This is a genomic window from Anaerocolumna chitinilytica (assembly GCF_014218355.1).
In the GTDB taxonomy this organism is placed as follows: domain Bacteria; phylum Bacillota; class Clostridia; order Lachnospirales; family Lachnospiraceae; genus Anaerocolumna; species Anaerocolumna chitinilytica.
The window spans coordinates 2298784-2312755 of the sequence record NZ_AP023368.1; the positions used below are offsets into that span (position 1 = coordinate 2298784).

At 37.1% G+C, this 13972-nt stretch carries 13 protein-coding genes; 9 read left to right on the forward strand and 4 right to left on the reverse strand.

Annotated features, from left to right (window positions below):
- Positions 1 to 166 precede the first annotated feature (166 nt).
- Positions 167 to 553 (reverse strand): hypothetical protein, encoded by a 387-nt coding sequence (locus bsdcttw_RS10000; RefSeq protein ID WP_185259227.1) that lies wholly within the window; start codon positions 551 to 553, stop codon positions 167 to 169.
- A 391-nt stretch (positions 554 to 944) separates the two neighbouring features.
- Here bsdcttw_RS10000 and bsdcttw_RS10005 point away from each other — a divergent pair, with 391 nt between their 5' ends.
- On the forward strand, positions 945 to 1724 hold the full coding sequence (locus bsdcttw_RS10005; protein WP_185259228.1) for an SDR family NAD(P)-dependent oxidoreductase: 780 nt from the start codon (positions 945 to 947) through the stop codon (positions 1722 to 1724).
- Between the two features lie 285 nt (positions 1725 to 2009).
- On the opposite strand, the gene bsdcttw_RS10010 is transcribed toward bsdcttw_RS10005, so the two are convergent.
- On the reverse strand, positions 2010 to 2213 hold the full coding sequence (locus bsdcttw_RS10010) for a hypothetical protein (protein ID WP_185259229.1): 204 nt from the start codon (positions 2211 to 2213) through the stop codon (positions 2010 to 2012).
- 246 nt (positions 2214 to 2459) lie between these two features.
- Here bsdcttw_RS10010 and bsdcttw_RS10015 point away from each other — a divergent pair, with 246 nt between their 5' ends.
- The 5 genes from bsdcttw_RS10015 (at position 2460) to bsdcttw_RS10035 (ending at position 6759) form a co-directional block, all read left to right on the forward strand.
- On the forward strand, positions 2460 to 3011 hold the full coding sequence (locus bsdcttw_RS10015; RefSeq protein WP_185259230.1) for a GNAT family N-acetyltransferase: 552 nt from the start codon (positions 2460 to 2462) through the stop codon (positions 3009 to 3011).
- 86 nt (positions 3012 to 3097) lie between these two features.
- Positions 3098 to 4081 (forward strand): J domain-containing protein, encoded by a 984-nt coding sequence (locus bsdcttw_RS10020; RefSeq protein ID WP_185259231.1) that lies wholly within the window; start codon positions 3098 to 3100, stop codon positions 4079 to 4081.
- Positions 4082 to 4251: 170 nt separating this feature from the next.
- Positions 4252 to 4344: a hypothetical protein gene (locus tag bsdcttw_RS25500; protein ID WP_185259232.1), complete on the forward strand. Its 93-nt coding sequence runs from the start codon at positions 4252 to 4254 to the stop codon at positions 4342 to 4344.
- Positions 4345 to 4471: 127 nt separating this feature from the next.
- Positions 4472 to 5365 (forward strand): helix-turn-helix transcriptional regulator, encoded by an 894-nt coding sequence (locus bsdcttw_RS10030; RefSeq protein ID WP_185259233.1) that lies wholly within the window; start codon positions 4472 to 4474, stop codon positions 5363 to 5365.
- A gap of 179 nt (positions 5366 to 5544) precedes the next feature.
- Positions 5545 to 6759, forward strand: coding sequence for an enolase C-terminal domain-like protein (locus bsdcttw_RS10035; RefSeq protein WP_185259234.1), 1215 nt, complete (start codon positions 5545 to 5547; stop codon positions 6757 to 6759).
- A 22-nt stretch (positions 6760 to 6781) separates the two neighbouring features.
- Here bsdcttw_RS10035 and bsdcttw_RS10040 read toward each other — a convergent pair whose 3' ends face one another.
- Positions 6782 to 7609, reverse strand: coding sequence for an MBL fold metallo-hydrolase (locus tag bsdcttw_RS10040; protein WP_185259235.1), 828 nt, complete (start codon positions 7607 to 7609; stop codon positions 6782 to 6784).
- Entirely contained in the window at positions 7606 to 8622 is a 1017-nt protein-coding gene (locus tag bsdcttw_RS10045) for an ADP-ribosylglycohydrolase family protein (protein ID WP_185259236.1), read from the reverse strand. Before bsdcttw_RS10045 ends, bsdcttw_RS10040 begins: the two co-directional genes overlap by 4 nt.
- A gap of 243 nt (positions 8623 to 8865) precedes the next feature.
- Between bsdcttw_RS10045 and bsdcttw_RS10050 the strand changes: the two genes are divergently transcribed.
- The 3 genes from bsdcttw_RS10050 to bsdcttw_RS10060 all read left to right on the forward strand — a co-directional run bounded on the left by bsdcttw_RS10050 (position 8866) and on the right by bsdcttw_RS10060 (position 13897).
- Positions 8866 to 10614 carry a sensor histidine kinase gene (locus bsdcttw_RS10050; RefSeq protein WP_185259237.1) on the forward strand — a complete coding sequence of 583 codons (1749 nt, stop codon included), beginning with the start codon at positions 8866 to 8868 and terminating at the stop codon, positions 10612 to 10614.
- Positions 10611 to 12191: a response regulator transcription factor gene (locus bsdcttw_RS10055; RefSeq protein WP_185259238.1), complete on the forward strand. Its 1581-nt coding sequence runs from the start codon at positions 10611 to 10613 to the stop codon at positions 12189 to 12191. The genes bsdcttw_RS10050 and bsdcttw_RS10055 overlap by 4 nt, the downstream gene beginning before the upstream one ends.
- Positions 12192 to 12337: 146 nt before the next feature.
- Positions 12338 to 13897, forward strand: coding sequence for an ABC transporter substrate-binding protein (locus bsdcttw_RS10060; RefSeq protein WP_185259239.1), 1560 nt, complete (start codon positions 12338 to 12340; stop codon positions 13895 to 13897).
- Positions 13898 to 13972 lie beyond the last annotated feature (75 nt).

Below are 13972 nucleotides of genomic sequence, written 5' to 3' on the forward strand. Positions count from 1 at the left end.
GGGTGCTCCTTGCACCTGGCAATTACTACTTGATTTTCTGCATCATTACCAATAATTTGTGCAGGTTCTGATGTTGCTTCTATTTTCTTGAGAAATTCATCTCGGTTATCGAGCATAAGATAACTAGGAATATTCATGATATCAACTCCGCTTTTTTATTTGAAAGTTAAAAGTTACATGGGGAGGGACCAAATCCCAAAACACCGAAATCAATGGCTGAACTTCCGGTTCCTTCCTTTGCTGTGGCAAAGGCAACAATCGATCGACCCGGAACATCATAGGTTTTGGTTGTTGTACTACCGGGCAGCAGGGTGAAGGAATCAAGAGGAAAGATCAGCTCATCGGCTTCCACTTGAAAAACGCCAATAAGAATGGAAACCGACACAGTACCACCAGGTCTGCAGTTACTGTAAACACGGATGGTTTTATATTTTTCTATTGGAATTCCATTGGGCAGCTCGGCGGTCAATCGAAGTGTTTCGCCTGGGGGAATGGTAACTGCACCAGCCTGTGTTCGAAAGAGAAGATAATTTTGTTCAACAGAGTAAGACATACTATTTAACTACCTTTCTACAATAAATATAGTTATATGGTGCGATAAAAGCATAAATATAGCAAAATATGTAATATTTTATGAAAATTTTATGCTGTTGGTGAAAAACCTCAGTATTATGATAGTTAAGCTAGTTTAAAAATATTGGATTGAGTTTCTATCGTACAGAAGGTAATTGATGAAATAGAATCAAATAAACGTAATCACTATCATTTTTTATGAGTATCTGCTAATATTATTATAATCCATGTTGATTTTAAAAGATCAAGTTTGTTAATATTGAATTGCAAAAATAGTGGTTACACATTAATCGGTAAAATATGAAATGAGGTGATGACTCGTGAAATATGCAGTATTTACAGGAGCGACAGGCGGTCTTGGTACGCTTTGCGTGAAAGAACTATCTCGATTGGCAAATTGGATGGTTTTTGCAGGCGGTACCAAGGAAGCGGAACTGGAGAAGTTAGGGAAACTGCCGAATATCATTCCCGTCCGGCTGGATGTTACAAAACAGGAGAGTGTGAATGCAACACTGGAAATAATTAAATCATATACGAATAAGCTGGATGCCATTGTGAATTTTGCTGGAATGACTTCCTTTACTTCTCTGATCGAAGGTGAGAGCGTAGAAGCCATTGAAAAACTTCTTAATGTCAATGTGGTAGGTACGGCCAGGGTGAACCGAACCTTTTTTGATATGCTTTATCAAGGTCATGGCAGGATTATCAACTGTAGTTCAGAATCAGGCTGGATGACACCTCAGCCTTTTGCCGGACCGTACGTATTGTCAAAATATGCTGTCGATGCGTATAACGACAGCCTGCGTCGTGAGCTTATATATCTAGGTATCCCTGTTATTAAAATTCAGCCTGGCTCCTATGAAACGAATATTACTCAACAGGTTTACGAGAATTTTGACAAGACAATTTCGAATACAAAGTACTACAAAAAGCTTCTAACGAAAATGAAGCCCCTCATGATGATGGAGTTGAATCAAAAAAATGACTCCCGCCGCTTGGTAAAAACGGTGATTCATGCAATGGAATCCAGACATCCAAAACTGAAATACAGAGTTGGTACGGGTAAACTCCTTGCCATGCTCGAACTGCTACCTGAAGGAGGCGTCGATGTAGTTTATAAGCTAATCTTCGGTAAACAGGGTCATCTGTGAGTGTCAGAATCCCTATCTTATCGATATTATTATTAATAGTATATTGTATATTTATTGGATTGGTAAGCCGATTTGTATCACATTTTATGCGGATGGTGTAAAAACGATAATTGAAAGAATTGAAGTATAATGGGTTAATATCCTGGGTCGTTGGATATCAGAATAAAAAGAGACACAAATGCCACAATTGCAGGACAATGCCTTACATCTTTATTTGAGAAAAAATTGCACTGTTCATCATGAAAAGATAATGAAAAGTACAAAATTCCTAAATTTATTTTTGATTTAATTTTCTTTTGTTTTTGAACTTAATATATGCTTCCTTATATATAGACAACCAGTAAATAAACTCAATGCCCCTGTAATCCAAGCAAGCATATTTTCGCTTAATGCAGGTATACTAGCCCAAAGCAATGCAGTAATGAGCCAGGTAATTGCACCAATGAACCAAATAATCGCTATTAATAGAAAATTCCTTTGTTTTTTCATTTGCTCCCCTCCCGACTAGAATTATTTTCATTTGAATTTAAATTTTGGGGTTTACAGATGCTAACTATTGGAACCCTTTATATTATTATACATTATTTGTTTGCTTTATATCAATAAATTTATCCAAAAGAATCCAAGAAGCTTCGCCACTATATAAACAATGCCTCTTTTATTGACATTTATTCAAAAAACTGTATAATATTTCTTCTACAAAATTTTAACATTATAGATAAGTGGAGGTATCATATGAAAGCAGTTTACGAAACAGAACATCTCTTATTAAAACCCTCTCATGACTCATATGCGGATATGGTAGCAGATTATTGCATAAGAAATCGATTCTTTTTAGAGGAGTGGGAGCCAGTGAGGGAAGAGAAATTCTATACCAGTGAATATCAGAAAAAACTGTTATGTAATGATATGGAAAACAATGATTCCTTCAGGCTTTGGATATTCAAAAAAGGGAATGAAGAAAGAATTATTGGTTGCATTGGCTTTACCAATATCATGAGAGGAGCATTTTTATCCTGCTTCCTTGGGTATAAGCTGGATGGGCAGGAAATTAACCAGGGATATATGACAGAAGCCCTTAAAGCAGGAACAGAAATTATGTTTCGGGATTTTGGACTTCATCGGATTGAAGCAAATATTATGCCAAAAAACATACGATCGCTAAGAGTTGCCGAAAAAGCAGGATTTTACAACGAAGGTCTTTCTCGTAAATATTTAAATATAAATGGTAAATGGGAGGATCATATTCACATGGTTCTTCTGAACGAGCCGCTAACACCCCAGTAACAGTTGTATTAAAAAGGGAGAATTGAAACATGAAAGACATGTAAGACTTTATATTTTCAAACCCTGCAAAGATATAACAGAAACGAGTGAAATTGGAAATGACGATACAGGAAGCAGCAAATATTCTGGGAGTTTTAAGACAGGACGATGTCAGCACAATCAAACAGAAATTCCGGAAAATGATAGGACAATATCATCCGGATGCGGTAGGGTCGGATGAACCGGAACATATCAAAAAAGCCCAGTTAATTAATGAGGCTTATTCCATACTCCGCGAAAATTTGATGCAGGGAAAGGAAATACCTGCATCCACTCCTGTATGGAAAGCTAAAGTCTTAGAAAATGCCTTTACAGTTAGAACTATCTATATGATTCTATGGGAAGACCATAAAAAAGAATATATAGAAGTTACAAGAGGAAGATATGAATGGGATCCTGATTTAGAGGAATTTGATTGTCTGTTGAAAAGTCTGAATCAGGCAGTATTGGAATTACTGGAAAAAACAGAGCATCAGAATGGTATCTTTCAGGATTATGAATATGATTTAATAACACAGCGGTTTCCCTATCAGGTACAATTATTTCATGCGCTTGCAGGTCAGTATATCCTGCCGGTATCCTGTTTGAAAAAGCTTGCTAGTCCTATAAGAATAGATGAAGAAGGAAGACATATATATAAATTTCAGGCATTTTTAGGAACGAAAGGGGACAGCAAGATATTTCGTGTTATGTTAAAGCTGAAAAGCGGAGACCTATTGTATGCAGATTCTCTAAAGGACAACAGGCTTATGCTTTCTGATGAGAAAGGGGGTTCTTTAGGACACCTTTCTCTTGCAGAAGATTCTCTATATTACGTGATCATTCCAATTCTTCAGAAACATTTGGCGCAGGTGAAGTTCGTGGTAAGTGCCATGGAGGTAAAACGAAACATTCGTCCATATGTCGTCAGAGTAAACATTGATTTATTTCTGCGGATGGAGAAAATGGAAGGGCTAGAGATTGATTCTGACCAAAATATAGCTATTGAAGGTGTTCTAAACAGTTATGATTCTTATCTAAAAACATTATAAAAGATAACCGTTAAAATATTTTCTTAGTGAGCAGTTACTGGTTAGTGTCAGGTATAAATCGCTACTTCCCTTTATGTAGATTTTATTATTCCTTGAAGTATACCATGATTTGTATAACATACTGCCTTTTTATTTAAATAGTGTAGTATTAAAACATCCGACTATTTGTATTGATAGACCCATGGGTTGCTTCTTCTGGTGAAACTTTTATTGCTCTTTTACGAGAAACACAAAATACGATTTTAGTAGGTATTAATTCATGAGTACTTATGCCTTTTTACACTTGACTATGTTGAATAAAATATTTAAGTTGGTATAATTGTAGGTTGCAAACAGAACAAAAATCTCGTATTCTTATAGCATCTGCCTAGTTGGAAAGAAGGAATTGAAATGCAAATAGAAATTAATGATTATCAGGAACCGGAACATTTCAGAGCTATCAGCGAAGACAAATTCAACATATCACGAACCTGTGAATATGAGAAGAATGAAATGCACCATATCCATAACACCTGTGAGATTTTGGTTATTGAGGAAGGTTCTGCGGATTATTATATTTCAGGTCAAAAATATCATGTGGAGCCTTATGATATCCTGGTAATCGGAGCCATGGAACACCATTTTAGGAGAATTGACCAGCTTCCGTTTTTAAGGTACGGGTTTACGATAAAATCGAATTACTATAGAAGTATCATTACGGATGATGATTTACTGAAAGTCTTTGAAACACCTACACCTGAGAAGTTTAACTCTTATTATAAGAAGATAGACCGGGATATTTTTCATGAAATACTATATCTGTTATGTTATCTTAAAAATGAAGAAGAGCCTCATAAGCAATTCCGGACCCAAATGCAAAGAAGCATTATCACACAGATAGCCGTAGTGTTATTCAGGGCTTTCCATTTTCAGAGAAATAATAAAGCGATTGCAGCATCCAATACCAGTATCCTTGAGATAAAAGAATATATTGATACACATTTTACCGAAGAATTGAATCTTAATTCCCTAAGCAAAAAATTCTTTTTACATCCTTCCACCATCAGTAAGGATTTCAAAAAATACTGTGGGTATCAGTTGAATAGATACATCAATATGGTCCGGGTATGTGAAGCCGCCAAACTTTTAGAAAATAATAATGATAGTGTATTTACCATCTCTGAAAAATGTGGTTATAGCAGTATGAATACCTTTATGAGACAATTTAAATATATTATGGAGCTTTCACCTCTTCAATATCGAAAATTTGTACATGATTTGAGGGATAAGCAGAAAAAAAGCTGATGCTAAGAAAAGTATCTGCTTTTTTTATGTCCTTCAAATAGAGAAAGAAATGGTGATTTTTAGCCAAATAATGCAAAGAAATAGCATACAAGCTGGTGTATGATTACAGTATAAAGCTTTTCTAATCGCAGAGAATGCAGGCTCTACGCTGATAAGTATAACAAAAGGAGAGAAAAGAGATGGATAATATAACAATAAGGGATGTGAAAGTATTTGTCACAGCCCCAAGAGGAATTAATCTTGTGGTTGTAAAGGTGGAGACTTCTGAACCGGAACTCTTTGGATATGGTTGCGCTACGTTTACCTGGAGACATAAGGCAGTTGTTACAGCCATAGAGGAGTATCTGCGCCCTATGTTAAAAGGTAGATCCGTACATAATATTGAGGACCTCTGGCAGACAATGATGGGCAGTTCTTATTGGCGCAATGGACCGGTTCTTAATAATGGGATATCAGGTGTGGATGAGGCGCTTTGGGATATAAAAGGAAAGCTTGCTAATATGCCTTTGTATAGTTTACTGGGTGGAAAATCCAGAGAAGGAATTGCAGTCTATAGACATGCGGATGGAAGCTGTATTGAGGAAGTAGAAGAGTGTATTCGGAAATATCAAGAGGAGGGCTATCGCTATATCAGATGTCATATGGGTACTTATGGAGGGAACTTTGGAGGAAAACGTCAGCAGATTGTGAAGCCAAAAGGTGCACCGAATGGGGCCTACTACCACCCAAAGATGTATATGGATAGTGTTATTAAGCTATTAGGCAGGATACGAAGTGACTTTGGCTGGGAGCTTGAATTGATGCATGATGTACATGAAAGGCTTTCTCTATCAGACACCTTAGCATTCGCGAAAGAACTTGAGCAGTTTGAGTTGTTTTTCCTGGAGGATTCTTTACCACCGGAGCAGGTGAATTACTATAAATACCTTAGAGAGCAGACAGCAGTTCCTTTTGCAATGGGCGAGCTGTTCACTAATCCGGCAGAATGGATGCCCATAATTCAGAATCAATGGATTGATTTTATTCGTGTCCACCTAAGCGATATCGGTGGCTTGACACCTGCAAAAAAACTTGCTAACTTTTGTGAAGCTTATGGAGTGCGTACGGCATGGCATGGGCCAAATGATCTTTCACCAATTGGAATGGCTGTACAGATGCATCTGGACCTGCACTGTCATAACTTTGGAATCCAGGAATTTTGCGGCTTTAATGAAGCGGAGGAACTTGTATTTCCGGGCTGTCCTGTCGTTAATGATGGATATGCCTATGTTAATGACAGACCTGGAATTGGTGTTGAATTCGATGAGAAAGAGGCTAAGAAGTATCCTGCAGTAGAGATGAATCATGATTGGATGTTCAGCCGTCTCCCGGATGGTACAGCAGTAAGGCCATAAAATCAGGGGGGCCTAGGGCAGTTTAGAAAACTACCTCAAGGCCATCATAAGCGATTTGGATGCCATAGGGAAAAGCGAAAGCCTCCATATCATTGTGTAATAGATGTCCATTATGTGAAAAGTGAGTTAATATCTTCCTGGTATCCGGTTTGATACAATGAAGGGTATCAAGTTGTTTCAAGAGTTCCAGGATATCAGGAAACCCCATATGATTGCTTCCTTCTTTGTATTTCATATGAGTACAATCAAGGGAAAGGCAATCTATTTTTTTACCAGAAAGATATTGCCAGGTGGCTTCCGGAAACCATCCGGTATCATTTCCGTAAAGGAGAAGTTTATTCTCTTTTTCAATTAAATAAATATAACACTTTTCATTTTTATCATGATTCGCCAGTAAAGGTGTTACGATATAATTTTCAATAGGAACTGGAATAAATTCTACTAATTCAACACAATCCAGTTTTCCTGATAAATGGGTATCGTTTGGATTCTGTTTGTAAATATGAGAAAATTTTGCCTTTAAGGATGGATTCCCATAAAGAGTCAGCTCGCCGTTAATGAAATGGGAGAAACCCTCGCAGCGAAGCCCCAGATCTTCCAGATATAGATGGTCCTGATGAGTGTGAGTGATAAGTATGCTGTGGATATTTGGGAAATCTATATAATGTTGCAGCATATGGGAATAGCTATCTGCCGGAAAATCAATCAATAATTGGTCATCTATGATGCTTTGGGAACGTGTCCGTATATTCTTACCACCTAGCTTTTTGGCTTCCTGGCAATAAGAACAGTTGCAAAATATGCCTGGATAGCCTTCAGCAGCGGCAGTACCTAGATATTTTATTTTCATAAGGTTTCCTTTCTTATTGTATTGTCTTGATTTCTATATTGAGTGATTTGTATAGATAAGTCGTCAAGGGTAAGATGATTAGCCGATACAACACTTTGAACAATCTCTTCCGGAATATTGTGTCCCTTCCCATAACAACAGCAGAGAACAGCAGCGAGGCAGCCTATGGTATCGGTGTCTCCGCCAAGCATTGCAGACATACGTATTGCTTTATATACATCCTGACGGCACCAAAGAAACAGAGCAAAAGCGGCTATAAATACATCACAGGAAGAAATTGTAGTTCCAAACACATAGAATAAAAAGTCTAATAGTTTGTCATCCGAATCAAACTGCGGAAGATAGTGAAGAAGAACCGGAATACGGGCCTGACAGGAAGGAGCACAGGCCAGATCCATTTCTTCGTTATTTATCCTGCGGCCTATTTTGCAGCCAATTTGGGCTGCCTGTATGATGGTATCCATATCCTGTTCTTTTGTCATGGCAAATAGAGCATAGCCATAGCCCATAGCTGCTTCCATGGCTGCATTTGTATTATGGGTAGGCAGTAAGGTGCTGATAATATTACTTTGCAGAGAATTTAAATCTGTACTGCATAAAAAAGCAGAGGGTACACGCATGATTCCGCCGCAGGAAGTTCCCGAAGTTCCTGTTAGCCGGATATCAATACCATCTATTAAGGCAAGAATAGCTTTTCGGGAGCTGGGACCAATATATTTTTCCGGCTCTGGAGATTCCTTATACCAGCGTATGAGACTCTTTGCTGCCACTTCAGGCGTAATAGTACCGCTTTTACAATAGTCCTCAAGCAGAAAGAGATTTTGCTCAGTGTCATCTGTAACCTGCCCATAGCGCATATCCTTGTGGGCCAGGGATTTTGAAGGTAACAAGAGGGAATCTATGGAAGAAAAAGAGGCTTTAATCTGCTCTCTTGATGCAAACTCCGTTGCTTTTGAGAAACTGTCACCAACAGCAAGTGCCTCTAAAATTTGTTTGATAAGTAACTGTTTCATAATGCTTCTCCTTTTATGTATTTATCTTTTGGGATCTTTATAAAGTCTAAGCTAACAGAAGGTCATTCAGTGGTCAATAGGAAGAAATTAGATTATCATAATTTGTGTATAGAAAGTCATTATAGTGATAGTTCATATCATAGTTTAAGTGGCTTTTTTATTCACTTTTTTTTATACTAATATTAAAGCTGCAGCAAACTTATGAAAAGAGTGTAATGTAAAAAAAGAAAGCGGGTTATACATATGAAATTCAAATCAATCTCATTGAAGAAACATTTGATTTATACCCTGGGTATATTTGTGATTCCGATGATTTTCTGCCTTTTGTTCTATAATTATTATTCTATTAAAACCTTAAACAATGAGGTCGCAGAAGTTGGTAAGAATACGATAATTCTATATCAATCACAAGTAGAGTATGATTTGCAAAAGGTTAGTCAGACCATCGCCGATTACTGGGCAAACGATTATGATCATGCAAATATGTTACATAAGGTGGATAAATTAACCAAGCATTTGTCCGGTTATGAAATAGGATTAAAATATAGAACATTGTTAGCGAATGGCCAGAATTTGGGAAGTGTCTGTCTGGTATCTCAAAAAAATGATCTAATACGTTTTTTTTACCAGGAAAGCAGGTATTCTATAAAAACCAAGGAGGGTATGAGCCGAATTGTAGAGGAATACCTTCTGAATCCGAAAGAGAAAAGTTCATTAGGATGGCAGCCCTTTCGTATTAACGGACAAGGATTTTTGGTACGTCTGTTAGGATATAACGGCGGATATACATTCCTGTTTGTGGATTTAAGTGTAACCATTCAAAATCAAATAAATAACAGATCAGATGGAGACGGCTTTCTTTACTATACAACAATGAAGGGTGCAGCTCTTTCGAAACAGGAAGAAATAGGGAAGAGAGAGCTTGTGACGGATAAATTGGACCAGGAATATTATTTGACGGAGAATGAGACCAAGTATCTGGTGGTGAATCAATATTCTGACTTTCTGCACGTTCGCTTTTTTTATTTTATTCCCTATAAAGGGTATTTCTCGCACATGGATTGGATGCAGTCCTTATTCTTATTTTTGTCATTTTTTATGGTATTATTGATTCCTGTTTGTTATGTAATGATATCCAAGGCATATTTTAGACCAATGGAAGCTCTCATTAAGACGATGAATAAGATCAGGGATGGAAACATTGATGAAAAAGTAGATTCTAATTATAAAATAAGAGAGTTTCAAGAAGTAAATGTTACCTTTAACCAGATGATGACAGAAATCAAAAATCTTAAAATAGAATCCTGGGAGAGGCGATTGCAGAAGGACCACGCAGAACTGCAATATCTCCAGCTACAGATAAAACCGCATTTTTTTCTCAATTGTTTAAAAAACCTCTATGGTATGGCAGAACTGAAACGCTATGAAAAGATACAGCATATGATCATTCAGATCTCCAGTTATTTGAGATATTTTTTTAAAGATAATATGTCCTTGGTGACCATCGGAGATGAAATTAATCATGTAAAAAATTATATTTCATTACAGAAGTACAGCTTAGAACAAGATGTTGAATGTGATATTGAAATAGAAGATCAGTTGAAGGAATGTATTATACCGGTGCTACTAATTCAGCCCTTTGTTGAAAATTCCTTTAAGTATGGCAGAAAAGCAGATCAGGCATTACGGATAACCATTCGAATATTTGAACTAGAAACGGAAGAAGGTAACCTGCTGGATATCATTATTACAGATAATGGGAATGGCTTTCGCCAGGAAGTACTGGAACAATTAAATGAGCAGACACCTTATCAATACACAGAGAATAACGTCGGCATAGCAAATATCTGTCAGCGGTTATATCTGATATATGATGAGAAAGCAATATTGCAATGTAACAACTTGGAGGAAGGGGCACAATGTGAAATTATTTTACCTGTGGAAGTGCCCAGGGAGCCAAGGGAAAGCATAAGGGAGGAGATTGTAAAATGAATCTGTTAATTGTGGATGATCAGCCTACTGTGGTAGAAGGAATTTTAGCCGGTGTAAATTGGGAGCTGGTTAATATTGATAAGAAATTTACAGCACACAATATTATTGAAGCAAAGAATATCATTCAAAAGCAGCAAATAGAATTATTACTCTGTGACATCGAGATGCCGATGGGAAGTGGTTTGGATTTATATGAGTGGGTATTGGAACATCATTACACTATGAAATGCATTTTTCTTACAGCCCACTCTGATTTTTCCTATGCTCAAAAAGCAGTACATCTGCAGGGATTTGATTACCTGTTACAACCGGTCACCTATAAAGAAATTGAGAATTCTCTTCTAAAGGCAATTGATCAGATCAAAAAGGATACTACAATAAAGAGCTATTATAATTACGCCTTAGGCTTGAAAAAAAGAGAAAAAGAGACCCTTGGAAGTCTTTTAAGGGAGTATTTGCTTACACTGCGAAGTGATGTGAAAGAAGTGGTTCAGTATGTATCCGCTCTATCCTATACGGTGGAAGCAGACAGTTTGTATGAAATGATTATGATTCAATTGTTTGATTTTGAGGGAGAGAACTGGGAAAATGATTTATTGTTTTATGCCATCGATAATATCTGGAATGAATTACTTACTATAAGAAAAGGTAAATTAATTATTATTTGTCTGGACAGGGAGCATTTTATTCTTTTATTTCAAAAACAGAACGAAGAGCTGGATATAAAACAGAAAATGAACTTATTCCTGCAGACGGCTGAACAGCTGTTTCAATGTAAAATTGCCCTGTATCCGGGCAGAACAACTTGTTTTTCTGAATTACCGGCTGAAGCAAAAAGGCTGGAAAAAAGAAGTAGGAAAAATGTAATTAAAAAAGACGGTATTCTGGAAGCGGATGATACCATGGAGATGGGACTGGAATATATCTCACCGGATTGTAATAAATGGGCACAATACATTAAGGATGGTTATTATGATTTACTTAAGAAGGAGGCTTGCAAATATCTGGATCATATGACTCAGTCCGGCAGAATGAACGATGAAGCACTGCGAAAGTTCCATAAGGATTATATCTATTTATTCTTAGAGGGGATAAAGAATTGCGGCAATGGAAAGAGTGATCTTTATATGGAAGGTGAAAGTGACTATAATTATGAAGCTCTGATGAATTCTTATACTTCTGTGACACGAATGAAAAGCTTAATTGTATTTACAATGAATTATCTAAAGGGTATGGACAATCAGGAGAATATTAATGAATCACGAATGGATGAAATATTGGATTACATCCATAAAAATATACAGAAGAATGTTACCAGGAAAGATATTGCGGAAGCAGTTTATCTGAATCCTGAGTATTTATCCAGACTCTTTAAAAAGGAAAAGGGAATGAAACTGTCAGATTATATTCAGCAGGAAAAGATGAATATTGCTTATCATTTATTAAAGACAACCAATTTCTCTGTCAGCATCGTTGCTTCAAAAGTTGGATATAGTAATTTTTCGCATTTTGCCCAGTCTTTTAAGCATATTTTTGGACTCTCACCCAGTGAAATGAAACAAGAAAATCATAAATAGAATTGCAAAGTATTCAGATCATAAGTCATCATTGGAACACTTTGTGTCATTATTCGGGTAGTTGCTGTAAAGCGAAGTCAGCTATAATTTAACAGTAGGCAGCAGTAAGCGCATGCCTAATAAAAATCTAGGAGGAGTGTTGAAAGATGAAAAAATTTATTTCGTTTTTGCTTGTCATTACTCTTTTTACCACATTGTTTGTTGGATGTGGAAAGAGTGAGAATAAAGCAAACGGCAATGAAACAAAGGATTCCGAAGCAGTATCAGGAAAGGGGTCAGAGGGTACTTCCGATGAAGGCAGTACAGGGGTGAAAGATTATAGCAAACAGGAACCTTATACCGTTAAACTCATGCTGCCCGGAACAGCTGGAACAAATGATTGTGAAGAAGTTTCCGCCTTGGCAAGTGAGATATTGAAAAAGAAGTACAATACGACCCTTGAAATAGTGCGTGTTGGATTTGGTACATATGCACAGCAGGTTAATCTTATGTTTTCTTCCGGTGAGAAACTGGATATGCTCTATAATGACAGGGGTAGTTTTACATCAGCTGTAAGTAATGGGCAAATTGTTGAAATCGGACAGTATCTGGATGAATATGCACCTGAAATGAAGGCACAGATCAGTGCAGACGATTGGGCTTGTACCACAATAAATGGCGGCATCTATGCAGTTCCTGCCAATAAAGAAAAAGCAGTAGCCTGGGGATTTGCTTTTGTAAAATCAGTAGCGGATGAATTAGGTATTGACTATTCCAAAATTAAAACAGAAGAAGACTTAGTACCGCTTTTAGAGGCAGTAAAAGAGAAATATCCGGATATGTACCCGGTAATGTCCAATGGCGGATCAATGAACACTATGACTATGAATGATGAATTAGGAGGCGATTTTGGTATATTAGAAAATTGCACAGATCCTAATAATAAAACAGTAGTAAACTGGTATGAAACAGATACCTATCGTAAAATCGTAGAGAGAAGATATGAATGGGCACAAAAAGGATTAATCATGCCGGATGCAGCCTCCAATACAGAACCTTGGGCCAATATGATTGCTTCAAATAAGGCATTTGGACGTTTTACCAATGTAAAACCCGGAATCGAAGCCGAAATGCAGAAGGCTTCTGGTAAAGAAATAGTAGTACTGCCAATGACAGATGCCTATACAACTACAAACAGACTTGATATTCTTTGGTATGTTGCTCATAATAGTGAAAAACCGGAAAGAACCGTACAGGTTATGAATGAAATTTATACAAACCCTGAATTACAGAATATTTTAACCAATGGTGTGGAAGGAAAACACTATGAGTATGCCAATGCAGCAAAGACCATGGTTCGTTATCCAAAAGGCGTTGATGGAACGAATACAGGATATCCCAGCTATCCTTGGGCATGGCTTAATGAAATGATTACTCCTGTTTGGGAAGGTGCCGACGAAAATCTTTGGAAATTAACAGATGAATATAATAAAACTGCAATTGTTTCACCGGCAAAAGGATTTGGCTGGAATAATGAAAATGTAATTAACGAAGTTACCGCATGTAAAAATGTTCAAAATAAATATGCGAATGCATTAGAATGCGGTTCGGTAGATCCTGCGGTGGCTTTACCTCAGTTCATTAAAGATTTAAAAGCTGCAGGTGTGGATAACATTATAAAGGAAAAGCAGAGCCAATTAGATGAATGGCTGGCTGCTAAGAAATAATAATTCACATATTATAACAGCATATAAGGGGGAACGGTGGCGACGCGGCTGTCCCCCTTATATTTCTGTATCGGA

Bases quoted from the DNA above. Each gene is read 5' to 3' on its own strand.
- bsdcttw_RS10035 (WP_185259234.1), top strand. From the start codon at position 5,545: ATGGATAATATAACAATAAGGGATGTGAAAGTATTTGTCACAGCCCCA.
- bsdcttw_RS10010 (WP_185259229.1), bottom strand. From the start codon at position 2,213: ATGAAAAAACAAAGGAATTTTCTATTAATAGCGATTATTTGGTTCATT.
- bsdcttw_RS10045 (WP_185259236.1), bottom strand. From the start codon at position 8,622: ATGAAACAGTTACTTATCAAACAAATTTTAGAGGCACTTGCTGTTGGT.
- bsdcttw_RS10055 (WP_185259238.1), top strand. From the start codon at position 10,611: ATGAATCTGTTAATTGTGGATGATCAGCCTACTGTGGTAGAAGGAATT.
- bsdcttw_RS10030 (WP_185259233.1), top strand. From the start codon at position 4,472: ATGCAAATAGAAATTAATGATTATCAGGAACCGGAACATTTCAGAGCT.
- bsdcttw_RS10015 (WP_185259230.1), top strand. From the start codon at position 2,460: ATGAAAGCAGTTTACGAAACAGAACATCTCTTATTAAAACCCTCTCAT.
- bsdcttw_RS10040 (WP_185259235.1), bottom strand. From the start codon at position 7,609: ATGAAAATAAAATATCTAGGTACTGCCGCTGCTGAAGGCTATCCAGGC.
- bsdcttw_RS10000 (WP_185259227.1), bottom strand. From the start codon at position 553: ATGTCTTACTCTGTTGAACAAAATTATCTTCTCTTTCGAACACAGGCT.
- bsdcttw_RS10050 (WP_185259237.1), top strand. From the start codon at position 8,866: ATGAAATTCAAATCAATCTCATTGAAGAAACATTTGATTTATACCCTG.
- bsdcttw_RS10060 (WP_185259239.1), top strand. From the start codon at position 12,338: ATGAAAAAATTTATTTCGTTTTTGCTTGTCATTACTCTTTTTACCACA.